At 64.1% G+C, this 23,523-nt stretch carries 22 protein-coding genes and 1 pseudogene; 8 read left to right on the forward strand and 15 right to left on the reverse strand.

The genetic code is table 11. From position 1 onward, the window contains the following. The first annotated feature begins 118 nt into the window (after nt 1-118). The 7 genes from EN850_RS10585 to EN850_RS10615 all read left to right on the forward strand — a co-directional run bounded on the left by EN850_RS10585 (nt 119) and on the right by EN850_RS10615 (nt 7,602). The gene (locus EN850_RS10585; RefSeq protein WP_127275237.1) at nt 119-991 is read left to right on the forward strand and encodes a sugar ABC transporter permease; all 873 of its coding nucleotides are present in this window, start codon (nt 119-121) and stop codon (nt 989-991) included. An 11-nt stretch (nt 992-1,002) separates the two neighbouring features. Then, nucleotides 1,003-1,827, forward strand: a complete 825-nt coding sequence (locus EN850_RS10590; RefSeq protein ID WP_127275236.1) for a carbohydrate ABC transporter permease — start codon at nt 1,003-1,005, stop codon at nt 1,825-1,827. A 50-nt stretch (nt 1,828-1,877) separates the two neighbouring features. After that, nucleotides 1,878-2,882: an ABC transporter ATP-binding protein gene (locus EN850_RS10595; protein ID WP_136091197.1), complete on the forward strand. Its 1,005-nt coding sequence runs from the start codon at nt 1,878-1,880 to the stop codon at nt 2,880-2,882. A gap of 24 nt (nt 2,883-2,906) precedes the next feature. Continuing rightward, nucleotides 2,907-3,677 (forward strand): L-iditol 2-dehydrogenase, encoded by a 771-nt coding sequence (locus tag EN850_RS10600; protein WP_136091198.1) that lies wholly within the window; start codon nt 2,907-2,909, stop codon nt 3,675-3,677. Nucleotides 3,678-3,841: 164 nt separating this feature from the next. Continuing rightward, nucleotides 3,842-5,320 (forward strand): mannitol dehydrogenase family protein, encoded by a 1,479-nt coding sequence (locus tag EN850_RS10605; RefSeq protein ID WP_136091199.1) that lies wholly within the window; start codon nt 3,842-3,844, stop codon nt 5,318-5,320. A gap of 15 nt (nt 5,321-5,335) precedes the next feature. Next, nucleotides 5,336-6,019, forward strand: coding sequence for an HAD-IA family hydrolase (locus EN850_RS10610; protein ID WP_136091200.1), 684 nt, complete (start codon nt 5,336-5,338; stop codon nt 6,017-6,019). After that, entirely contained in the window at nt 6,016-7,602 is a 1,587-nt protein-coding gene (locus EN850_RS10615) for an FGGY-family carbohydrate kinase (RefSeq protein WP_136091201.1), read from the forward strand. The genes EN850_RS10610 and EN850_RS10615 overlap by 4 nt, the downstream gene beginning before the upstream one ends. A 138-nt stretch (nt 7,603-7,740) precedes the next feature. On the opposite strand, the gene ugpC is transcribed toward EN850_RS10615, so the two are convergent. The 6 genes from ugpC to EN850_RS10645 form a co-directional block, all read right to left on the reverse strand. Further along, nucleotides 7,741-8,829 carry a sn-glycerol-3-phosphate ABC transporter ATP-binding protein UgpC gene (ugpC, locus tag EN850_RS10620; RefSeq protein WP_136091202.1) on the reverse strand — a complete coding sequence of 363 codons (1,089 nt, stop codon included), beginning with the start codon at nt 8,827-8,829 and terminating at the stop codon, nt 7,741-7,743. 2 nt (nt 8,830-8,831) lie between these two features. Further along, complete coding sequence (locus tag EN850_RS10625; RefSeq protein WP_136091347.1) at nt 8,832-9,878, reverse strand: NAD(P)-dependent alcohol dehydrogenase; 1,047 nt, start codon at nt 9,876-9,878, stop codon at nt 8,832-8,834. 16 nt (nt 9,879-9,894) lie between these two features. Then, nucleotides 9,895-10,707: a carbohydrate ABC transporter permease gene (locus tag EN850_RS10630; RefSeq protein WP_136091203.1), complete on the reverse strand. Its 813-nt coding sequence runs from the start codon at nt 10,705-10,707 to the stop codon at nt 9,895-9,897. Beyond that, nucleotides 10,704-11,570 carry a sugar ABC transporter permease gene (locus EN850_RS10635; protein WP_136091204.1) on the reverse strand — a complete coding sequence of 289 codons (867 nt, stop codon included), beginning with the start codon at nt 11,568-11,570 and terminating at the stop codon, nt 10,704-10,706. The genes EN850_RS10630 and EN850_RS10635 overlap by 4 nt, the downstream gene beginning before the upstream one ends. A 142-nt stretch (nt 11,571-11,712) precedes the next feature. Next, the gene (locus EN850_RS10640) at nt 11,713-12,984 is read right to left on the reverse strand and encodes an extracellular solute-binding protein (protein WP_136091205.1); all 1,272 of its coding nucleotides are present in this window, start codon (nt 12,982-12,984) and stop codon (nt 11,713-11,715) included. Nucleotides 12,985-13,225: 241 nt separating this feature from the next. After that, nucleotides 13,226-14,143 (reverse strand): AraC family transcriptional regulator, encoded by a 918-nt coding sequence (locus EN850_RS10645; protein ID WP_136091206.1) that lies wholly within the window; start codon nt 14,141-14,143, stop codon nt 13,226-13,228. A 243-nt stretch (nt 14,144-14,386) separates the two neighbouring features. Here EN850_RS10645 and EN850_RS10650 point away from each other — a divergent pair, with 243 nt between their 5' ends. Then, nucleotides 14,387-15,790 (forward strand): MATE family efflux transporter, encoded by a 1,404-nt coding sequence (locus EN850_RS10650; protein ID WP_127871273.1) that lies wholly within the window; start codon nt 14,387-14,389, stop codon nt 15,788-15,790. Between the two features lie 29 nt (nt 15,791-15,819). Here EN850_RS10650 and EN850_RS10655 read toward each other — a convergent pair whose 3' ends face one another. From EN850_RS10655 to EN850_RS10695, 9 genes and pseudogenes are all read right to left on the reverse strand, one after another. Continuing rightward, nucleotides 15,820-16,401, reverse strand: coding sequence for a cupin domain-containing protein (locus EN850_RS10655; protein ID WP_135921947.1), 582 nt, complete (start codon nt 16,399-16,401; stop codon nt 15,820-15,822). A gap of 1 nt (nt 16,402) precedes the next feature. Further along, a complete protein-coding gene (locus tag EN850_RS10660; protein WP_135921948.1) occupies nt 16,403-17,659 on the reverse strand; it encodes a cysteine desulfurase-like protein in 1,257 nt (418 codons plus the stop codon). 64 nt (nt 17,660-17,723) lie between these two features. Next, nucleotides 17,724-18,488: a cyclase family protein gene (locus tag EN850_RS10665; RefSeq protein WP_246689174.1), complete on the reverse strand. Its 765-nt coding sequence runs from the start codon at nt 18,486-18,488 to the stop codon at nt 17,724-17,726. Then, on the reverse strand, nt 18,485-19,663 hold the full coding sequence (locus EN850_RS10670; RefSeq protein WP_135921950.1) for an ABC transporter substrate-binding protein: 1,179 nt from the start codon (nt 19,661-19,663) through the stop codon (nt 18,485-18,487). Before EN850_RS10670 ends, EN850_RS10665 begins: the two co-directional genes overlap by 4 nt. Next, nucleotides 19,660-20,709 carry a branched-chain amino acid ABC transporter permease gene (locus tag EN850_RS10675; RefSeq protein ID WP_136091208.1) on the reverse strand — a complete coding sequence of 350 codons (1,050 nt, stop codon included), beginning with the start codon at nt 20,707-20,709 and terminating at the stop codon, nt 19,660-19,662. The genes EN850_RS10670 and EN850_RS10675 overlap by 4 nt, the downstream gene beginning before the upstream one ends. Further along, nucleotides 20,706-21,608 carry a branched-chain amino acid ABC transporter permease gene (locus EN850_RS10680; protein WP_135921952.1) on the reverse strand — a complete coding sequence of 301 codons (903 nt, stop codon included), beginning with the start codon at nt 21,606-21,608 and terminating at the stop codon, nt 20,706-20,708. The genes EN850_RS10675 and EN850_RS10680 overlap by 4 nt, the downstream gene beginning before the upstream one ends. Further along, nucleotides 21,605-22,336 (reverse strand): ABC transporter ATP-binding protein, encoded by a 732-nt coding sequence (locus EN850_RS10685; protein ID WP_136091209.1) that lies wholly within the window; start codon nt 22,334-22,336, stop codon nt 21,605-21,607. Before EN850_RS10685 ends, EN850_RS10680 begins: the two co-directional genes overlap by 4 nt. After that, nucleotides 22,323-23,081: an ABC transporter ATP-binding protein gene (locus tag EN850_RS10690; protein WP_246689182.1), complete on the reverse strand. Its 759-nt coding sequence runs from the start codon at nt 23,079-23,081 to the stop codon at nt 22,323-22,325. Before EN850_RS10690 ends, EN850_RS10685 begins: the two co-directional genes overlap by 14 nt. Nucleotides 23,082-23,291: 210 nt before the next feature. After that, a pseudogene (locus EN850_RS10695) lies at nt 23,292-23,405 on the reverse strand (amino acid ABC transporter permease); the annotation flags it as partial. Between the last annotated feature and the right edge of the window lie 118 nt (nt 23,406-23,523).

Genomic DNA, 23,523 nt, shown 5'->3' on the forward strand with positions numbered 1-23,523 from the left:
TCCCGGTGCCGAATGCCGGTCACCTCCTCGACCGGCAACGGCCGCCCGAAACCCAGTTCGGGCGGCCGCCTTTCCAACGCCTGTGAAAATTCAGTCTGATCCTTGAAGGGTGACCGTCATGGCTACTCAGCAGACCCGTTCGCTTGCCCGATTCATGATGGCGCCATCCGTGGTGCTGCTGCTGGTCTGGATGGTTGTTCCGCTCGCTCTCACGCTGTGGTTCTCCTTCCAGCAGTACAACCCGCTCAATCCGGTTCGCGATGGCTTCGTCGGCCTCTCGAACTACGCGCTGTTCTATTCCAACCCGGCTTTCCTGCAGTCGATCCTCAACACGCTGGTCCTGGTGGTCAGCGTGCTGCTGATCACGGTGATCGGCGGCATCCTGCTGGCACTGCTCATCGATCAGCCGATGTGGGGCCAAGGGATCGTGCGCATCCTCGTCATCTCGCCGTTCTTCGTCATGCCGCCGGTCGCCGCTCTGGTGTGGAAGAACATGATCATGCACCCGCAATATGGCGTCTTCGCCGACATAGCGCGCTTCTTCGGGGCGCAACCGATCGACTGGTTCGGGCAGCATCCTATGACGGCGATCATCATCATCGTCGCCTGGCAATGGCTGCCTTTCGCGACATTGATCCTGCTGACCGCGCTGCAATCGCTCGACGGCGAGCAGAAGGAAGCCGCCGAGATGGACGGCGCGGGCTTCATCAGCCGCTTCATCTATCTGACGCTGCCGCACATGTCGCGCGCCATCACCGTGGTCATCCTGATCCAGACGATCTTCCTGCTCTCCGTCTATGCCGAGATCCTGGTCACCACCAATGGCGGCCCCGGCTATGCCTCCACCAACCTGCCCTTCCTCGTCTACCAGAAGGCGCTGCTGGAGTTCAAAATCGGCCAGGCATCCGCGGGCGGTGTGATCGCCGTCATTCTCGCCAACATCGTCGCCTTCTTCGCCATGCGCGCCGTCGGCAAGAACCTGGACAAGTAAGGGAGGACAAGATGGCACGCGCAGTCACCACCCAGCACAAGACCATCGCGACGGCAGCCGCCTGGATCGTCGCCCTGCTGATCTTCTTTCCGATCCTCTACACGATCATCACCTCGTTCAAGTCGGAACAGGAAGCGATCCAGGGCTTCAACCTGATCCCGTCTGGAACCTTCGAAAGCTATTCCGAGGTCCAGGCGCAGAGCGGCTATTTCAAGTTCTTCTTCAACTCGGTGCTGCTCTCGGTCGGCTCGACCGTCCTGGCCCTGCTCGTCGCCATCCCGGCGGCATGGTCGATGGCCTTCTCTCCGACCAAGCGGACCAAGGACATCCTGATGTGGATGCTGTCCACCAAGATGATGCCCGCGGTCGCGGTTCTGTTTCCGATCTACCTGATCTTCCGCGACACCGGTCTGCTCGACAGCCGCATCGGCCTGATGGTCATGCTGATGCTGATCAACCTGCCGATCGTGATCTGGATGCTCTACACCTACTTCCGCGAGATTCCCGGCGAGATCCTGGAAGCGGCCCGCATGGACGGCGCGTCGCTGTGGAACGAGATCATCTATGTGCTGACGCCGATGGCGGTGCCGGGCATCGCCTCGACGATGCTGCTCAACATCATCCTGGCCTGGAACGAGGCATTCTGGACGATCCGGCTGACGACCACGGAAGCAGCACCGCTTACCGCCTTCATCAGCTCCTTCTCCAGCCCGCAAGGCCTATTCTGGGCCAAGCTTTCGGCGGCCTCGACGCTGGCCATCGCACCGATCCTGATCATGGGCTGGTTCAGCCAGAAGCAGCTGGTGCGCGGCCTGACCTTTGGTGCGGTGAAGTAACGGAAATTGCCTGAAGCAATCGGCGAAAAATAGCTCTCGGGGAGGAAACCATGGGAAACATCACGCTCAAGAACGTCTCCAAATCCTTTGGATCGACGTCCATCATCCCCGGTCTCGACCTGGTGATCGAGAATGGCGAGTTCGTCGTCTTCGTCGGCCCGTCGGGCTGCGGCAAGTCGACATTGCTGAGGCTGATCGCCGGCCTGGAAGACACCAGCGGCGGCACCATCAACATCGATGGCCGTGACGTCACCGGCGAGGCGCCGGCCAAGCGCAAGCTTGCCATGGTGTTCCAGTCCTATGCGCTCTACCCGCATATGACGGTTGCCAAGAACATCGCCTTCCCCTTGAAGATGGCGGGCGAGGATCAGGCGACCATCGACAGGAAGGTGAAGGACGCGGCGCGCGTCTTGAACCTCACCAACTATCTCGAACGCCGTCCCGGCCAGCTCTCCGGCGGCCAGCGCCAGCGCGTCGCCATCGGCCGCGCCATCGTGCGCCAGCCCTCGGCCTTCCTGTTCGACGAGCCCTTGTCCAATCTTGACGCGGCACTGCGCGGCACCATGCGGCTCGAAATCAGCGAGCTGCACCATCAGCTCAAGACGACGATGATCTACGTCACCCACGACCAGGTCGAGGCCATGACCATGGCCGACAAGATCGTCGTGCTCAACGCCGGCAACATCGAGCAGGTCGGCTCGCCGATGGAGCTCTACAAGACGCCGCGCAACCTGTTCGTCGCCGGCTTCATCGGTTCGCCGAAGATGAACCTGATCGAGGGCGCGCCGGCCGCTAAATATGGCGCCAAGACGATCGGCATCCGGCCTGAACATATGCAGATCTCGACCACGGCGGGCGACTGGAAGGCCACCGTCGGCGTGGCCGAGCATCTGGGTTCCGACACGTTCCTGCACGTCCAGGCTGACGGGATCGGGCCACTGACGGTGCGCGCCGACGGCGAACTGGCGGTCCGCCACGGCGACACCATCTATCTCACGCCCGACCAAGCCAAGCTGCACCGCTTCGGTCCCGACGGCAAGGCGATGGCCCAGTGAGTATGGAGCGGTGAGGATGGAGCGGTGAGGCTGAGAGGCAAATCGGCGCTGATCACCGGGTCGGCGCGCGGCATCGGCAGAGCCTTCGCCGAAGCCTATGTGCGCGAAGGCGCCACCGTGGCGATTGCCGACATCAACCTCGACGCAGCACGCAAGACCGCTGCTGAAATCGGTGATCACGCCTATGCGCTAAAGCTTGACGTCACCGATCAGGCATCCATCGACGCCGCGGTCAAGGCGGTGGAGAGCAGGGCCGGCGGCCTCGATATCCTGATCAACAACGCCGCTCTGTTCGACCTGGCACCGATCGTGGAGATCTCGAAGGCGAGCTACGAAAAGCTGTTTTCCGTCAACGTTGCCGGCACGCTGTTCATGCTGCAGGCAGCCGCCCGGTCGATGATCGCGCGGGGCAAGGGCGGCAGGATCATCAACATGGCGAGCCAGGCCGGGCGTCGCGGCGAACCGCTGGTCGCGGTCTATTGCGCCAGCAAGGCCGCCGTCATCTCGCTGACGCAGTCAGCCGGGCTCGACCTGATCAAACACCGCATCAATGTCAACGGCATCGCGCCCGGCGTCGTCGACAGCGACATGTGGGACGAGGTCGATGCCTTGTTCGCCAAATACGAGAACCGGCCGAAAGGCGAAAAGAAACGGCTGGTCGGCGAGGGCGTGCCGTACGGCCGCATGGGCAAGCCGGAAGACCTCGCGGGCATGGCCGTGTTCCTCGCCAGCGACGAGGCCGAATACATCGTCGCCCAGACCTACAATGTCGATGGCGGCCAATGGATGAGTTGAAAAGGATGAGTTGAGGGGGAAGGCGCTTCTCTCATTTCCTCCGGAGAAGTGCCGAGGGGATGGATGAGGGGCAGCATACTGGAACACCAGGTGCGGCCCCTCATCCTCACCCTCCCGAAGGAGGCGAAACAGTCGGGCTGCAAATCGGCCAAAGGGTAAAGCAGATGACCGTGAAACTCTCTTCCTCAAGCCTCGCCACGCTTCCGTCCAAGGTCGCAGGTCCGAACTATGACCGGTCGGCGTTGAAAGCCGGCATCGTGCATTTCGGTGTCGGCAATTTCCACCGCTCGCATCAGGCCGTCTATCTCGACGACCTGTTCGGTCAGGGCATCGGCCATGATTGGGCCCTGGTCGGCGCCGGCGTGTTCGACGGCGAGAAGATCGGCCGCGGCAAGCTCGAAGAGCAGGACTGGCTGACCACCGTGGTCGAGCAGGACGAAGGCCACATGAGCGCCCGCGTCACCGGAGCGATGATCGATTTCCTGATGCCGGGCGATGCCGCCGCCACCATCGAACGGCTGGCCGATCCGGCGATCAGGATCGTATCGCTGACCATCACTGAAGGCGGCTATTTCATCGATCCGGCCTCCGGAGTCTTCAATCCGACTCATCCTGATATTGTCGCCGACGCGCAGCCGGGCGCCACACCAAAGACCGTGTTCGGCATCATCCTGGCTGGCCTCATGCGCCGCCGTCAGGACGGCATCGTGCCGTTCACCGTCATGTCCTGCGACAACATTCCCCATAACGGCCATGTCACGTCGGACGGTGTGATCGGCCTTGCCCGCCTGATCGAAGAGGACCTGGCGAACTGGGTCAGCGACCACGTCGCCTTCCCGAACGCCATGGTCGATCGGATCACGCCGGCGACCAGCGACCGCGAGCGCAAGATCCTCGCCGACGACTTCGGCCTCGAAGACAATTGGCCGGTGTTCTGCGAGCCGTTCCGGCAATGGGTGCTGGAAGATCATTTCACCGATGGCCGCCCGCCGCTGGAAAAGGTCGGCGTGCAGTTCGTCAAAGAGGTCGCCCCTTACGAGCTGATGAAGATCCGCATCCTCAATGGCGGCCACGCCACCATTGCCTATCCGGCCGGACTGATGGACATCCACTTCGTCCATGAGGCGATGCAGGAGCCGCTGGTGCGCGGCTTCCTCGACAAGCTCGAGCATGACGAGATCATCCCGACCGTGCCGCCCGTGCCGGACACCGTGCTGGAGGACTATTACCAGCTCATCGAGAAGCGCTTCTCCAATCCCAAGATCGGCGACACGGTACGCCGGCTCTGCCTCGACGGCTCCAACCGCCAGCCGAAATTCATCATCCCGACCATCGCCGACCGGCTGAAGGCGGGCAAAGGCGTTGCCGGTCTGGCGCTGGAATCGGCGCTGTGGTGCCGCTACTGCTTCGGCACGACGGACAGCGGCGCCGTCATCGAACCCAACGACCCGAGCTGGGATCGGATGCAGGCAACGGCAAAGGCGGCAAAGGCCGCGCCTGCCGCCTGGCTTGCGATGGACGACATCTATGGCGATGTCGGCCGCGCCACCGCCTTCGTCGAGGCCTTCGCCCACGCGCTCAACGTGCTCTGGGCCAATGGCACGCGCGCCACGCTGACGCGCTACATCGCCGGCAAGCTCTGAGAGCCAGCCGGCACCATGACGCCTGAACTGGTCATCTTCGACTGCGACGGCGTGCTGGTCGACAGCGAGGCGCTCTCCGTCTCGGCGCTGCTCGGCATGATCGAACTTGCCGGTGGCAGCATAGGCGAAGACGCCGCCTACGAGCATTTCCTAGGCAAGAGCATGAAGAGCGTGCGCGAGATCCTCGGCCGCGACTTCGGCCTGGAGATCACCGACCGGCATCTCACCGCCATGCGCGTCGACCTCATGCGAAAGTTCCGCGAGGAGCTGAAGCCGATCGCCGGCGTCAGGGAGATGTTGCCGAAGCTCCGCCTGCCGTATTGCGTTGCCTCTTCCGGTACGCTGGAACGGATTCGTTACGCGCTCGACGTCACCGGCCTGCTTACGCTGATGGAGCCGCATCTGTTCAGCGCCGCCATGGTTGCCAGGGGAAAGCCGGCACCGGACCTTTTTCTCCACGCTGCCGCCAGCATGCGGGCACGTCCGCGCAACTGCCTGGTCATCGAGGACAGCCCCGCCGGCGTCGCGGCGGCACGCGCGGCAGGCATGCGCGTCTTCGCCTTCACCGGCGGCGCGCACGCCGGCAACCCGGCTCTGAAAGCGCGGCTTGCGTCGACCGAACCGGACTTTATATTCGCTGACATGCTGCAATTGCCCGATCTGATTGCAGGCCTGGGAGCGAGAGTTAAAGCATCTTGACGAAACAGTTTGTCTGCGCGGTCGATGTCGGCACCGGGAGCGCTCGCGCGGGCATTCTCGACGCCAGTGGAACCTTGCTCGGCCGCGCCGAGCGGCCGATCGCGATGAACCAGCCGAAGCCCGATCATGCCGAGCATGATTCGCGCGACATCTGGTCCGCCGTCTGCACCGCCGTGCGTGCCGCGCGCGAAAAAGCCGGCGTCGCCGCCGAGGACATCGCCGGTATTTCCTTCGATGCCACCTGTTCGCTGGTGGTGCGTGACAGGCAAGGCGGCCAGCTCAGCGTTTCGACCACCGGCGACCAGCGCTGGGACACCATCGTCTGGCTCGACCACCGCGCCATTGCCGAAGCCGACGAATGCACGTCGAGCGGCCACGAGGTGCTGAATTATATCGGTGGCGTGATGTCGCCGGAGATGGCGACGCCGAAGCTGATGTGGCTGAAGCGCAATCTGCGCAAGACCTGGAATGAAGCCGGCTATCTATTCGACCTGGCCGATTTCCTGACCTGGCAGGCGACGGGATCGCTGGCCCGCTCGCAATGCACGCTGACGGCGAAGTGGACCTATCTGGCGCACCAGGAAACCGCATGGCAGCGCGATTTCTTCGAGCTCGTCGGCCTCGACGATCTTTTTGATCACGGCAATCTGCCCGAAAGGGCAAGTCCGGTCGGCGCCGATATCGGCCGGTTGACCCCGCGGGCAGCCGCCGAACTCGGCCTGAGCGAGGAATGCCGGGTCGGCGCCGGCGTCATCGACGCCTATGCCGGCGCGCTTGGCGTGCTCGGCGGTTTTGCCGGCGATGACCAGAATATCGGCCGGCATCTGGCGCTGATCGCCGGCACATCGAGTTGTGTCATGGCGATGTCGCCCGATCCGCAGCCTTTCGCCGGTGTCTGGGGCCCTTACTACGGCGCCGCACTGCCGAAGCTGTGGTTGTCGGAGGGCGGCCAGTCGGCGACCGGGGCGCTGCTCGACCATATCATCCGCTGGCACGGCGCCGGCGGCGAGCCGAACGCGGCCATGCATGCCAGGATCGCCGTGCGCGTGGCCGAACTGCGCGCCGCCGAGGGCGAGAACCTTGCCGCGAGGCTGCATGTGCTGCCGGATTTCCACGGCAACCGTTCGCCGCTCGCCGACCCGCATGCCGTCGGCGTGGTCAGCGGGCTGACGCTGGATTCCTCCTTCGACAGCCTGTGCAAGCTCTACTGGCGCACCGCCGTCGGCATCGCGCTCGGCGTGCGCCACGTGCTGGAGGCGTTGAACGAGAACGGCTACCTGATCGACACGCTGCATGTCACCGGCGGCCACACCAAGAACCCGCTCCTGATGGAACTCTATGCCGACGCCACCGGCTGCACGGTGGTCGAGCCGCTGGCCGACGAGGCCGTGCTGCTCGGCACCGGCATGGTCGCCGCCACCGCCGCCGGGCTTTTCCCCGACCTCAACGCCGCCTGCCTTGCCATGCAGCAGGGCGGCAGGACGCGCGCCGCCAACCCGGCAGCCGGCGCCCGCTTCGACCGCGACTACCGGATCTTCCTGGAAATGCACCGCCAGCGGCAGGCGCTCGACGCGATAAGGTAGGCTCTGGAGCAATTCCAGGAAAAGTGTGAGCGGTTTTCCCGGGACAAGCGCGTAGCGCTTGCCCTTGGGAATTGCGTTAAAACAAAGAGTTAGAGCATTTCACCGTTTCCGTGAAACGGTGAAATGCTCTAACGGCCGTCACTGCCGCAGCAGCGACACGCCGGACGCCGCGTCGAAGAGGTGAATGCGGCTGTCCTCGAACGTGTAGCGGATGCCGCTGCCGCGCGTCGGACATTCCCGGGTCGGAACCAGGGCACTGATTTCCTTGCCGCCGGTGCCGAACGTCACCAGCGCGTCATTGCCATGGAACTCGATCAGGTCGGCGGCACCCTGCAACAGGTTCCCGGTCTCGTCGGCTCCGGCGGTCTTGAGGTCCGGCGGGCGGATGCCGAGCACCGCGCGCGACACGCCATGCAGGTCGAAGCGGGAGCCGTCGATGGAAAACACCGTGCCGGCGCCGGTCAGGGTCCAGCGGTCATCCTTGCGCCCGATGGCCACGTCGATGAAATTCATGTTCGGCGTGCCGATGAAGCCGGCGACGAACATATTGGCCGGACGCTCGTATATTTCGGCCGGCGAGCCGATCTGCTCGATCTTGCCGTCCTTGAGCAGCACGATGCGGTCGGCCAGCGTCATTGCTTCGAGCTGGTCATGGGTGACGTAGACGGTGGTGGTCTTCAACGACTGGTGCAGCCGCGCGATCTCGACGCGCATATGGTTGCGCAATTTGGCGTCGAGGTTCGACAGCGGCTCGTCGAACAGAAACACTTTCGGCGTCTTGATCATGGCGCGCGCGATCGCCACGCGCTGCTGCTGGCCGCCGGAAAGCTCGGTCGGCTTGCGCCCGAGATAGGGCTCCAGCCCCAGCGTCGCCGCCACCGCCCGCACCCGCTTGTCGATCTCCGGCGCCGGCGCCTTCTGGCGCCGCAGCCCGAAGGCGATGTTGTCGAAGATGCTCATGTGCGGATAGAGCGCATAGTTCTGGAACACCATGGCGATGCCGCGGTCGCCGGGATCGAGATCGTTGACCACCTTGCCACCGATCGAGACCTCGCCGCCGCTGATGTCCTCCAGCCCCGCCAGCATCCGCAGCAAGGTCGACTTGCCGCAGCCGGACGGGCCGAGGAAGACGACGAATTCGTGCTCCTCGATCGCCAGGTTGAGGTCGCGGATGACCGAAGTGGCGCCATAGACCTTGTCGACATGGGAGCAAACGATCGCGGACATGATCAGCCCTTTTCGCCGGTAAGCAGGATCTGCAGTTTGACGTCCTGCGGGTTGCCCTCGGCGGCCCGCTCGAAAGCCTTGATGCTGTCGGCGAAGTCATAGGTGCCGGTGATCAGCGGCTTGAGGTCGACCTTGCCTGAGCCGATCAACTGCAGGGCGCGGTCGAAGATGTTGGCATAGCGGAACACCGTCTCGATGCGCACTTCCTTGGAGATCGCGGCTGGAACATTGAGGCTCACCGGTTCCACCGGCAGCCCGACCAGCACCACCGCGCCGCCGGGGCGCACGACGTCGAATAGGTCGGCGAACGCCTTCGGGCTGCCGCTCGCCTCGAAGACGATGTCGGCGCCCCAGTTGTCGGTCGCGGCGGCGACGGCATCGACCAGCGACCGCTCGCCGATATTGACCGGCACGATGCCGGCATATTGCCCGGCGATCGCAAGCTTGGGCGCGGAAAAGTCGGAGATCAGCACTTTCGAGCAGCCGCCGGCCAGCGCCGCCAGCGCGATCATGATGCCGATCGGGCCGCAGCCGACGACGACGGCGACATCGCCCGGAACGATGCGGGCACGGCTTGCCGCCTGCATGCCGATGGCGAACGGCTCGACCATCGCGCCCTCGGCGAAGGAGACATTGTCCGGCAGCCTGTAGGTGAAAGCGGCCGGGTGCACGGCATAGGGAGCAAGAATGCCGTGCACCGGCGGGGTCGCCCAGAAGGTGACGTCCGGATCGACATTGTAGATGCCGAGCTTTGTCGCGCGCGATGACAGGTTGGGCACGCCCGGCTCCATGCAGACGCGGTCGCCGAGCTTCAGGCTCGCGACATTGGCGCCGATCTCGACCACCGTTCCGGCGGCCTCGTGGCCGAGCACCATCGGCGCGCGCACGACATAACTGCCGATCGCGCCATGCGTGTAATAATGAACGTCGCTGCCGCAGACGCCGACCGTGTGGATGGCGATCTTGACATCGTCTGGTCCGACGTCGAGCGGGAGCGCGATCTCGCGCAGCGACAGTTCGCCTTTTTTCTCAAGCACCAGTGCCTGCATCGACGTAAGCCTCACTTCAATTCTTCTTTTGCCGGAAAACGGAATTCAGGAAGCCGCTCAACACGCCGAGGAACAGCAGCGGCGGCAGCGACAACAGCACGACCGAGGCGTTGAGAATTCCCCACGGCACGTTCATGCCTTGCTGGGAAAGTTCGGAGGCGACGATCGGCAAGGTCTTGGCGTTGGAGCTCGACAGCATCAGCGCGATCAGGAATTCGTTCCAGACCAGCACGAAGCTGAAGGCGACCGCTCCGGCCAGCGAGCGTGCCGCCACGGGCAGCGCGATGCGCCAGAACACCGAATAGGCGCCGTAGCCGTCGACGAAAGCGGCCTCCTCGACCTCTTTCGGCACGGCCTGGAAGGCAGGAATGGCGAGCCACATGATCACCGAGATGGTGAGCAGCGAGTAGGTGACGATCAGCGCCGGCAGCGTGTCGTAGAGCCCGAGCTGCAGCCAGATCACCATCAGCGGGATCGCCACTGCCACCGGCGGCAGGAAGCGCAGCGACAGCACGAAGAACTGGATGTCGCCGGCCCAGCGGTTGGGATAGCGCGCCACGGCGTAAGCCGCCGGCAGGCCGAGCACGACGCCGATCAGCACGGCCGAGCCGCAGGCGACGATCGAGTTGTAGAGCCCGGTCAGCACGCTGTCGCGTCCGATGATGTAGCTGATGTTGGCCAATGTCGGCGTGAACACCAGGCGCGGCACGCGGGTGATGATGTCGACATTGTTCTTCAGCGCGTTGAGCGCCGTCCACAGCAGCGGAAACACGGCCATGAAGCCGGCAAACGCCAGCACGATCCTGCCGATCAGGCGACCCGCTCTCATGCCTGCACCCGCTTCCACAACATGGTGAAGGTAATGACGGTGGCGATCATCATCAGCACCGCCATCGCCGAGGCATAGGAGACCTTGCCGGACTCGATGAAGCCTTGCGAGAAGGCGTACATGTCGAGCGTCTCGGTCGCCACGCCCGGCCCGCCGCGGGTCATCACATAGATCAGGTCGAAGGAGCGCAGCGATTCGATCATCTTGACGAACATCAGGCTGACCAGCGGCGCCTTCAGCATCGGCAAGGTCACATAGGCGTGGATCTGCCAGCGTTTGGCGTGGTCGAGCCTCGCGGCCTCGATCGGCTGCGGCGGCAGGGTCTCCAGCAGTTTCAGCACGATCACGGCGAAGAACAGGCCCCATTGCCAGACGTCGACCGAGGCGACGGCGAACAGCGCCGTCGACGGTTTGGAGAGCGGGTCGAAGATCAGCCCGCCGGTCAACAACCGATAGGGGTAGGTGGCAATGCCGTAGAGCGGATGATAGGCGAATTTCCACACGAAGGCCGCCGAGACGCGCGGCAACAGCACCGGGATGATGAACAGCAGGCAGTAGACATTGCGCAGACGTGGGCTGGCGACCTCGAACATCAGCACGCCGAGCCCGATCGCCACCACCATCGTCGCCACGACGGTGACGATCTCCCACTTCACCGACACCCAGACGGCGTTGAGGAAGCGGCGGTCGAGGAACAGGTCGGCAAAATTCGCGAACCAGACCCAGGAATAGCCGGGTGCGCTCAATTCGCGGTTCTGCAAGGCGATGACGATGGCATAGAGCGTCGGCACCATCGACAGGATCAGCAGAATGACCAGCGTCGGCACGACAAAGGTGACCGGCAGGGATGAACGTCGAGGCATTGGTCTCAGGCCTTGCTGTGTCGCTGATATCTGGACATGACGAAACCGTCGCGCATTTCAGGGAAAGGCAGGCCCTCCTGCGGCGCACAGGTCCCGGCATTCGCGGGAATGCCGCGGACCGTACGCCGCAAGAGGGAGGGGCCTACTTCTTCACCAGCTCGTTGGCATAGGCTTCGAGTTCGTTGAGGCCGCCCTTGACGTCGGTGCGCGTTCCAGCGACCAGTTCCTCGAGGATGATGCCCCAGCGGTCGCCGAGATCGGGCCAGCGCGGATCCTGCCAGAAGTTGACAGCAGTCACCTTGCCGGTTTCGGCCAGCGCCTGGCCGAGATCGGCGCCGTAGATGTCGGCGAACTCCTTGCTGGACAGGATGCTGGTGCGGTTCAGCTCGCCGAACTGATGGGCGTCGAGCCGGCGCTTCTCGTTCTCCTTCGATGTCGCCCAGGCGATGAACAGGCCGGCGCATTTCTTCGAAGCATCGTCGGCATTGGCCTTCGCCGCGATGGCGAGGCCATGGCCGTAGCCGCCGCCGGGCAGCGGCGAGGGCGGCGGCAGGAAGCCGATCTTGCCGACCACCTGCGAGGTCTTGGGATCGACCGCCATGCCCGACAGCGGCGTCGATTCGACGAGGATCGCGACCTGGCCCGACAGGAAGGCGCCGGTCGATTCATCCCAGCTGCCGGTCTGCGTGCCGGGCGCCGAATCCTTGAACAGTTTCAGATAGGTCTCGGTCGCCTTGACGGCGGCGTCCGAGTTGAAAGCCGGCTTGTCGCCGTCGAACCACTTGCCGCCATAGGCCTTGAAGAACGGCATCCAGCGCCAGACATTGGCGCCTGAACCGCGCGCGCCGCGCAGCGCGATGCCGTACATGCCCTTGCTGGCGTCGGTCAGCTTCGGCACGTCGGCGATCAGCTCGTCCAGCGTCTTGGGCGGCTGGATGCCGGCGGCCTCCAGCACGTCCTTGCGATAGACCATCAGGTCGCCGCCGCCGGTCAGCGGCGCGAACCACACCTTGCCGTCATAGGTGGCGACCTTCTGGCGGCCCGGATCGAAATCGGCATAGTCGTAGTCAGCCGGGTAATAATCGGTCAGCGGCACGATCCATTTCGACGAGGCGAACAGCGCCACGTTCGCTTCATCGACATAGTAGACGTTGTAGTTGCCGACCGTGGAGGCGTCCGCGCGCGACTTCGCCCGCCGGTCGTTCTCGTTCAGATAGTCGATTTTGAAGCTCGCGCCGGAGAGCTTCTCGAACTCGGCCTTGGAGTCCTCCAGAAGCGTCAGGCCGTCGCGCGGCTGCGCCAGCACCTTGACCGGTGCCGAGCAGACCGGCGCCTGCGCCAGTGCAAGGGTTGAAACGGTAGCGGAAAGCACGAGAGCTGCGCCGAGGCTGGCAGCGAGCCGAACTGGTTTCATGGTCTTTTCTCCTCCAGGAATATTTCGCGGGAAGCGCAGGTCCTCGGGTTACGCGATCCTCACCATCGCCCGAACGACATGCCGCCCATCGCCAAAATGCGCAGTTGCGATGGGCCAAGCTAGAAGCCCCGTTGCAGCAGACCTGTACTTTTATGCATTGTGCAGCGCAAAACCCGGCCTCCCTATGGGGAGCCTGTCACACGAGTATCGATCTGGTCCAAAACGATGATTCAGGAAGCGCTTATGCGCGCATCGCCAGACGCTGTCGCGACAGCTTGCGATAGGATGACGGCGTCATCTTGTGCTTGCGCAGGAAGGCGCGGTTGAAATTGGAGATGTTCATGTAGCCGACCTGGAAACAGATATCGGTGATCGGGACGTCGGTATCGGCCAGAAGCTTGCAGGCCTGCCAGAGCCTGAGCTTGGCAAGATGGTCGCTGAACGAATTGCCGGTGTTCTTCTGGAAGAAGCGCGAGAAAGTGCTTTCACTCATGCCGGCCAGATCGGCCATGTCAGGCAGTTTGAGATCCTCGGCGAAGTGCTGGAACAGATAGGTCAGCGTGCGCTGGATGATATCGAGCGAAGCGGCGTCGAGAACCGGCGAGAAATCCGGCGACGACAACAGCTCGTATTCGTCGGTCCTGGCCAGCAGGTCGACCAGTTCGAGGAACAGGCAGAGGCGGGCGAGCCCCTGCACCGTGCCCATCCGCTCCATGAGCGCGGCGCCTTCAAGCGCGGTTCGGCCGTGGAAGACGATGCCGCGCAGCGACCGCTCCAGGAACGGCTCCAGTTCGCGCAGTTCCGGCAACAATCCCGCCGATCCGCGCAGCCGCTCGGGATCGAATTGCAGCACGATGTCACGGCCCTCGATCAATTCGTCCGGCTGCACCGCGGTGACCCAGTCATGCGGCAGGCCGCCGCCGACGATGGTGAGGTAGCCGGGCCCGAACTCGCCTATATGGTCGCCGACCAGCACGACGCCGGAGGATTTCCTGAGCAGATGGATCTCGTATTCCGGATGAAAATTCCAGACATTGCGCTCCCAGGGATAGTCGTCCAGCCGCCACAGGAAACTGTCGCTCGCCTCGGTGACGATGTGCTCGAAGGAAGGCGCCGTGCGCGGGATCGCGGCCGTGTTCTTTCTGCGTCTGAACGCCATCCTGCCTCCCACATTCGCCGGTTGCCGATGTCCAATCCGTAGCAGCCCCCGGCCGGCAAGGGAACGAGGCGACGCCTGCCGGGCAAAGCCGCTGGCTCAATCTGTTCACGCGCCTCCTCCCTTGCCTTCATGTCGCATTTCGTTCAATAGACGGCGCAAACGCCGCGAAACCGAAGGTTTTGCCGTTTGCAATGCGGCTTCCGGCTCTTTGCCGATGCGCCGCAACCTTGAAAGAGCAGGACAATGTCCGCGATCGAAGCCGGCGCCCGCGCGCCGGAAAATCTTTGGCGCCAGGAAATCAGGGCGACGCTGGCGCTGGCCTGGCCGATGGTGCTGACCAATCTCGGCCAGACGGCGATGACCGCGACCGACGTCATGATGATGGGGCGCCTCGGTGCCGATACGCTGGCCAGCGGCGCGCTTGGCGCCAACCTCTATTTCATGCCGCTGATCTTCGGCCTCGGCCTGATGCTGGCGACCTCGCCGATGATCGCCACCGAGCTTGGCCGCCGCCGCCATTCCGTGCGCGACCTGCGCCGCACCGTGCGCCAGGGCCTCTGGCTGGCAATCCTGATCTCGATCCCGATCTGGCTCGTTCTCTGGCACGGCGAGGCCATCCTGCTGGCGATGGGGCAGGAGCCCGCGCTGGCGCATCAGGCCGGCATCTATCTGCGCTGGCTCGAATGGGCGGTGCTGCCCTTCTACGGCTACATCGTGCTGCGTTCGTTCATCTCGGCGCTCGAGCGGCCGGGCTGGGCGCTGGTCATCGTCTTCGTCGCCGTGGCTTTCAACGTGTTTGCGAACTGGGTGTTCATGTTCGGCAATCTGGGTGTTCCGGCGATGGGCATCGCCGGCTCGGGCCTTGCCACCTCGCTGTCCAGCACGCTGATGTTCGTCGGCATGGCTGTCGTGGTGATGTGGGAGAAGAAGTTCCGGCGCTACCATCTGTTCGGCCGCTTCTGGCGGTCCGACTGGCCGCGCTTCAAGGGCCTGCTGCGGCTCGGCCTGCCGATCGCCGGCATCCTCGCCTTCGAGGTGACGATCTTCAACGCGGCGGCGCTGCTGATGGGCCTGATCGACGCCGATTCGCTGGCCGCGCACGCGATCGCCATCCAGATCGCCTCGATCTCCTTCATGGTCCCGCTCGGCCTCAACCAGGCGGTGACGGTTCGGGTCGGACTGGCGCATGGCGCCGGCAATCCCGAGGGCGTGTCGCGTGCCGGCTGGACCGCCTTCGTCATCGGCGTTTCGTTCATGGCGCTGATGGGGCTGGTGATGGTGCTTTGGCCGCATCTCCTGATCAGCGCCTTCATCGACCTGGGCAATCCCGCCAATGCCAGGGTGATCGCGCTTGCCGTGTCGTTCCTGGTCTTTGCCGCCCTGTTCCAGGTCTTCGACGGCGCGCAGGCGGTTGCCGCCGGCATGCTGCGCGGCCTGCACGACACCAAGGTGCCGATGATCTATGCCGCGATCGGCTACTGGGGCGTCGGCCTGCCGCTCGGCGTGCTGCTCGCCTTCCATTTCGGCTTCCACGGCGTCGGCATCTGGATCGGCCTGTCATCGGGGCTGGCCGTGGTGGCGGCGCTGCTTCTGGCGCGCTGGCTGCGGCGCAACCGCATCGCGCCGTCGCTGGCGTTCGGACATTGAATCCCGAGGGCCGCCAGGCCTGGCGGCGGTCAGAATGTCGGCGGCGTGTTGACCCAGAGGATACGGACGGTGGTCGAACCGACATTGCGGTAGCCATGGCCGAGTTCGGAGTTGAAGTAGAACGCGTCGCCGGCCTCCAGTGCCACCACGTTCGCCTCGACCAGCAACTCGACAGAACCTTCGAGCACGTAGCCGAATTCCTGTCCCTTATGGCGGATCAACTCGAGGCTGCCGCCGCCGGCCTCGATCACATGGACGTTGATCTGCAACAGATATTCCGGACCGGACGGCACCAATTGCTCGAGCACGACATGGTTGCCCGAACGCCGATGTCCCGTCTCCATGTGTGGACGCTCGTTTTGCCTTAACACGAACACTTCCGAGGCATTGTGCTGCAGCGTGCCGAACATTGCGTTCATATTGATGCCCAGCGCCTGCACAAGCCGGTGCAGGGCTGCCATCGAGGGCGTCGCCAGGTCGTTCTCGATCTTCGACAGATACCCTTCCGTCAGGCCGATGCGGGCGCCGAGCTCCTCCAGACTGAGGCCAAGCACCTGTCTGGCATGGCGCAGCTTGACGCCGATCTTCGGGGTTTCGTTTCTGTCGCGCATCTCAGGTCCGCATCTTCATCCAGTCCGCCAGCTTCGCCAACAGGAAATCGACCTCCGCCGCGGTGTTGTAGTGGGCGAGCCCGATCCGCACGACGCCGTTTCGGTCCGCAAGCCCCAGCCGCCTGATCGGCTCCAAACCGTAATTGTGTCCGTGCCAGAGATAGATGCCTTCTTTTGCCATTGCTTTGGCGATGTCGGCGGGATCGGCCCCGGCGACGGTGATCGACACGGTCGGCACCCGGCGCGCCTGCGCCGCCACATCGGTTATGCCCTGGATGACGACGCCATCGATTCTGGACAGTCCGGCAATCAGCCGTGCTGTCAGGACGCGCTCATAACGGTCGGCGGCTTCAATGCCGGCGACGATGCGCTCACGCCGCGTCGCATGCGGGTGGATATTGCCGAAGGACTGTCCGAGCCAGGCATAGTGCTCGACCGCGCCAAGCACTCCAGCAAGCGCCTCGCGGCTGGTCGTCCCCGTCTCGAATTTCCCGGGCGGCGTGTTCGAAGCCGCACGCACCTTATAGGCGGTCAACGCCTGCAGCAGATTCAACCGGCCCCACAACACGCCGTGATGCGGTCCGAAAAACTTGTAGGCCGAGCAAACCAGGAAATCACAGCCAATCGCCTGGACGTCGATCACCCCATGCGGCGCGAACTGCACAGCGTCGACATAGCTCAGCGCCCCAACCGCGCGGGCGCGCCGAGCGATCCGCTTCACGTCGTTGATCGTGCCGGTCACGTTGCTGGCATAACCGACGGCGACAAGCTTGACCTGCTCGTCGATCGTTGTCTCCAGCGTGGACAGGTCGAGTTCGAAGGTTTTCGGATCAAGGTCGATCCAGCGGACTTCAAGCCCGCGGTCCTCCGCCAGCATCAGCCAGGGCGCGACGTTGGCGTCATGATCCATGCGCGTCAGCACGATCGCGTCGCCGGCGTTCAGGTCGCGGCCGATGGCGCGCGAGACGGCGAAAGTCAGGGTCGTCATGTTCTGGCCGAACACCACTTCACGGAGGTCGGCGGCGTTGAAGAAATCGGCCATCGCCTGATGCGCGTCGTCGACCATCGCCTGGGCTGCGAGCGAGGTTTCGAAATAGCCGCCGAGATTGGCGTTGGTCTCGATCATGGCGCGCGTCATGCGCTCGATCGATCGGCCCGCCATCTGGGTCCCCGCCGGATTGTCAAAGAAAATCCGCTTCGTCGGCGCGGCATCTCTCGCCATCGCCGGAAAGGCATCGCGGACTGTGTTTACATCCATGTCTGAATTCCGTGTCTGACTGGTCGTTGTGCGGGGTCCTGCCGCCGACAGAGGCTTCAGGCGTTCAGCCGGTGGCTTCGTGGATCGCGACAGCGCGAGCCGGGAAGCCGGATCCGGCCTTCGGCTTTGGCCAGCTTGCCATTATCAACGCACCGGCTTCGGGCACCTTGTCGAGATTGGCCAGGAGCTCGATCTGCCAGCAGTCGCGGGACAACACATAATATTCCAGACTTGCATCGCCCGCCGAAGTGGCGCGGCCGGGGTCGGTGTCCATGCCCTCGTGCCCGATCGCAGTGACACCGCGGCGCTCCAGAAGTTCCTCCAGCACCGGCTTCGACCAGCCCGGCGCATGCGAGATACCGTCGGCCGACCTGTTCTGAAACGTCACCGGGTCCGGCCAGCGCGGCCACCACCCGGTGCGAAGCGCGACAAAGCACTTTTCCGGGATGCGGCCGTTCCGGGCCTCCCAGGCGGAAATGTCGTCCAGCGTCGGCGTCGCGTCGGGATCGGCCACTACCCTGTCGGTGATGTCGAGGATGACCAGTGGCAGAAGCATCTCCGACACCGGCAGTTGATCGATCGAGCGGCCGCCGTCGATGAAGTGCACCGGCGGGTCGACATGCGTGCCCCATTGCCCGACGAAGGCGTAGTGGTGCACCTGAAAGGCGTCGCCCTTCGAAAAGTCGAGCAACGCGTTGCGCTCTTCATCCGGGAAGGCCGGGAAATGCGGCTGGCCCGGACGAAAGGCATGCGTCAGGTCGGTGAAGGTCGCGGCGGAGAGCCGCGACCTGTAGATGTCCCAAAGCGAGCCCCGAGTCGACAAGATCACGGCTCCGCGACGAAGGTCGGTGCCGCTTCACTCGCCAAGACAAGCTTGCCGTCCTTGACACCGATGACCGAAACCGACTTGTCCGGCACCGAAATGCCCGGACGGTAGGTGATGGTGCCGGTCACGCCGTCGAGCCCGGACGTGGCGGCAAGCGCGTCGCGGATCTTGGCCGGATCCGGTGCGCCGGCGCGCTTGATCGCGTCGGCCATCAGCTTGACCGAGTCGTAGCCGAGCGCGGCGAAGGCGTTCTCGGGCGCATTGCCGACCGCCTTGGTGTAGGCGTCGATGAAGGCCTGCACTTTCGGGCTGGCGCCCTCACCGATATAGGCATGGGTGGTGAAGTAGGTATCCTTGGCCGCGTCGCCGCCGACCTGGATCAGCAACGGCGTGTCGTAGCCGTCGCCGCCGACCACCGGCAGATTGATGCCGGCCTGACGCATCTGCTTCAGGATCAGCCCGATTTCCTCGGCATTCGACGACGAATAGACGAAGTCGGGCTGCGGCGACAGCGCCTTCAGCTTGGCGATCTGGGCGGTAAAGGTCTTGTCGCCGATCTTGTAGGTGTCGCGCTCCAAGATCTTGCCCCCGCCATGCTCGTAGGCGGAGACGAAGTAGTCCGACAGCAGCGTTGTATATTCGGTGCCGATGTCGGTCAGCAGATAGGCTGTCTTGCCGTTCAGCTTGTTCAGCGCGAATTCCGCGCCAACCGCGGCCTGAACATTGTCGCCGAAAGCGGCGAGGAAGATCTCGTTGCCGAGCTGGCTCGGCAATTTCGGCGAGGTCGCGCCGGGCGTGATGAATGGTATCTGCGCCTTCTGGACCTGCGGTCCGATGGCCAGCACCGAGTCGGAATCGGCGAAGCCGATGATGCCGACGACCTTGTCACTGTCGATCAACTGGCTGGCGACGGTCGAGATCGTCGTCGAATCGCTCTTGGAGTCGTAGATCACCAGTTCTATCTGCTGGCCGAGCACGCCGCCGGCGGCGTTGATTTGGCTCGCTGCCAGCTTGGCGCCATTCAGCATCGGACCATCGAGCGAGGCCTGAATGCCGGTCAGGTTCGCCGGATATCCGATCTTGATCGTGTCGGCAGCAAGTGCCGTACTGGCCGAGGCAAGCGCGAAGAATGCGCCCAGTCCCAGGCCGATTGTGCCGCGTCGAGTGAGTCTGATCATGGTTTTCGTTCCTCTCTCTGGTTCACCGTTGCCGATCTTTGGGTTAATCCGAACGTGAGCTCCCGGTCGCCCATGATCCCCTTCGGCCGGAAGATCATGATTAGAATGAAAATGAAGCCGAGCACGATCTGGCTGGCGCCAAAAAGCGCCGGCACCGCGAAATCGCCGATGGTGAAGCCGCGTTCGACCGCGCGCAAAACCTCCGACAACAGCGAAACGCAGATGACGCCGACAATCGCGCCGGTCAGGGAGCCCATGCCGCCCAGCACCAGCATGGTGATCAGGCTCATCGTCAGCGCGAAGTAAAAGGTGTTTGGCGAAAACGAACCGAGATAGTGCGCGTAGAGCGACCCGCCGACCCCCGAGAAGAACGCGCCGGTAACGAAGGCGATCAGTCTGGTCCGCAGCACGCCGATTCCGACGGCGCTGGCCGCGATGGTGTCGTCGCGCACCGCCTTCATGGCGCTCCCGAAAGGCGAATAAACCAGGCGGGCCAGCACGAACAGCGTGATGGCGAGCCAACCCATCACCCAGGGCAACGTCGTCTCCAGCGGCACGCCGGTGAAGGTGCGGGCGCCTCTGGTGAAATCCGAGGCATTGATCAGCACCACGTTGACGATGATCAGGAATCCCATCGTCGCCACCGAAACGAAGTAGCCCGACAGGCGCATCAACGGATACCCGACGACCACCGCAAGCAGCGCCGTCAGAAGACCCGCCACCAGCGTCGCCGGCAGGAAGGGGAGGCTGAAGGCATGCAGAAACGCCGGCAGATGCGGCAGCAATGCCATCTTCTGCTGCACCGGGATCGACAGGATCCCCGAAATATACGCGCCGGCGCCGATGAATCCGACATGGCCGAGCGAGAACACGCCGGTAAAACCATTGCTCAGCGACAGTGCCAGCACCAGGATCGCATTGAGCGCGATCAGCAGGATGATCCGGACGAAATAGTCGCTCAGCACGTGCGGCGCACCAAAAGCGATGGCAGCGCCTGCCACCAGGGCGGCGAGGACGAGGAGTGTGATCCGCGTTTCCCGGCTCACAGCTTTATCTCCCGGTTCGGCTGGAGCAGTCCGCCCGGGCGCACCAGCAGGAAGGCGATCAGCACCGCGAAGACGATTGCGTCGCGATAGGACGAGACGGCGCTCGGCAGGAACGCGACGATGAAGATCTCCAGCGCGCCCAATATGTAACCGCCGACCAGGGCGCCCGCGATCGACCCGAAGCCGCCGATGATCGCCGCCACGAAGGCCTTCAGGAGTGGCGTGAAGCCCATCTGCGGCTGCACCACGCCGGCTTGTGCCGCCCACAGAATGCCGGCTAGGCCGGCATAGGCGGACGCGACGAAGAAGGCGACGATGATCAGCCGGTTGACGTTGAGGCCGACAAGCTGTGCCGCCGACATGTCCTCGGCAGCAGCGCGCATGCCAAGCCCCGTCGTGGTGCGCGTGATGAACCAGCCGAGCAGCAGCAGCGACACGAAGGTCAGCGCGATGGTCAGGAGATTGATGCTGGTGAAGGTGATGGCGCCGTTCGACACTTCCCAGGAGGTGTTGAGAATATCGGGGAGTGGAAAATTGCGCGGCGAGGAGGTGAACACCAGGATGCCGACATTCTCGATGATGTAGGTGACGGCGAGGCTTGTCAGCAGTCGCGCGACGTCTGGCGCGTCGCGGATCGGGCGATAGGCGATGCGTTCGATGAGGAAGCCCGCGACGGCGGCCGCGGCGATGCCGCAGATCACGGCGACCGGGAATGGAACGCCCACTCCCGCCAGCAGTGCTACTCCGAATGCGCCGACCATCATGACGTCGCCATGCGCGAAATTGGTCAGCTTGAGGACGCCGAAGACGATCGACAGGCCGACCGCCACCAGCGCGTAGAGGCTGCCGAGGCTCACCGCATTGACGATCTGCTGCAGGATATAGTCCAGCTGGGTCATGTTGCCGCCCCGAGATATGCCTGCGCCACGCGCTCGCTGTCGCGCAGTTCCGCGGACAGGCCCGACAGCGCCACCTGACCCGTGCGCAGCACATAGGCGCGGTCGGCGAGGTCCAGGGCAAGCGCGATGTTCTGTTCCACCAGCAGCATCGTCATGCCCTGGCGCTTGAGTTCGGCAAGTGCGCTGAAGATGTGGCGTACCAGCAGCGGCGCAACGCCGAGCGAAGGTTCGTCGAGCAGCAGCAGGCGCGGCGCCGCCATCAGCGCACGCGCCAGGGCAAGCTGCTGCTGCTCGCCGCCCGACAGCGTGCCGGCCAGCTGCCTCAGCCTCTGCTTGAGAATCGGGAACAGCGTGAACATGCGCTCGCTGTCCCGGGCGACGGCCTCCTTGTCGGTGCGGGTGCAGGCGCCGAGCCGCAGATTGTCGGCCACCGTCAGGCCGCCGAACAGCCGCCTTCCCTCCGGGCTCTGCGCTATGCCCAGACTCACGATCTGCGACGGAGCGACACCTCCAATCGGCTTGCCATCGAAGATGATCTTGCCGCCACGCGGCCGCGACAGGCCGGAAATGGTGCGCAAGGTGGTGCTCTTGCCGGCGCCGTTGGCCCCCACCAGCGCCACCACCTCGCCGGCATGGACGTCGAGCGAAATGCGCTTCAGTGCCCGCACCGCGCCGAAATTGACCTCGAGGTTCTCGACGCTGAGCAGGGCAGGGCTAGGCGTGGCCAAGATACGCCTCCCGCACTTTCGGGTGTTCGCGTACCTGCTCCGGTGTTCCGACGCAGATCACCTCGCCGGTCGCCAGCACCTGGATGCGTTCGCACAGCGCCATGATCAGGTCCATGTCGTGCTCGACGACGACCACGGTTACACCGTAGCGGTCGCGGATCGTCCGGATCAGCGCCGCCAACACCTTGGTCTCGTTGGAATCAAGGCCGGCCGCGGGCTCATCGAGCAGCAGCAGTTGCGGGCCGGTCGCCAGCGCACGCGCAATCTCCAACCGTCGCTGATCGCCGTAAGGAAGATCCGCCGCGATCCTGCCGGCCTGATCTGTCAGGCCCATGAGGTCGAGGAGTTCGTCGGCCTTCCGGCGCGTGGCGTCCACCCGCTGGCGATAGCGCCGGCCGCGCAGCACCGTATCGGCGAAGCCGACAGGATGGCGCAACTGCGCCGCCGTGAGCACGTTCTGTGCGACGCTGAGACTGCCGAACAGGCGAGACCCCTGGAAGGTGCGGGCGATGCCCATCGCGACGATCTGCGATGTGCGCAGGCCGACGATCGAGCGGCCCTTCATCTCGATGCTGCCGGAATTCGGCTGGGAAAAACCGGTGACGAGGTTGAAAAGCGTGCTCTTGCCGGAGCCGTTCGGGCCGATCACCCCGACGATTTCACCTTCGTGGAGCTCGATGGAATGATCCCGGAGTGCAACCAGGCCCCGGAAGGCTTTTGTCAGCCCGTCCGTCCTCAACAGCACTCGGCTCGACTGTCTGTCCACGCGCAGGCTTGCCCCTGTCCGCCCTTGCCGCCCCATTCGGCATGGCCAAGCTTCGAATGGACAATTCGCACGACGACATGTCAAGGCCTATTCCTAACAGGAATGCTCTATGCCTGCCATCGCCGCGACGACACCGGCATCGATGCGGAGCCACTCCAAGCCGACTTTGCGATCGCGGCGCCGTCGACCGATACCACGCACTAGGAAGCCAGCCTTGGGCGCACGGGTGATCGAGAACGCCTGCGACAGGATGATCAACCGGAATTCCTGCAGACATTGCAGGCCGACGCTGGCGCCGGCATTGGCGTTCAGGCATTGAACCGCATAGCCGCCGTTGCCAACGCCGTCGTCATTGGCGGTGAAGACCAGTTCGTGGAGCTCTGCGCGTCCGCGCTGCGGCTTGCGACACGTCGCAGTCGCG

The organism is Mesorhizobium sp. M8A.F.Ca.ET.207.01.1.1 (assembly GCF_004794715.1).
In the GTDB taxonomy this organism is placed as follows: Bacteria; Pseudomonadota; Alphaproteobacteria; order Rhizobiales; family Rhizobiaceae; genus Mesorhizobium.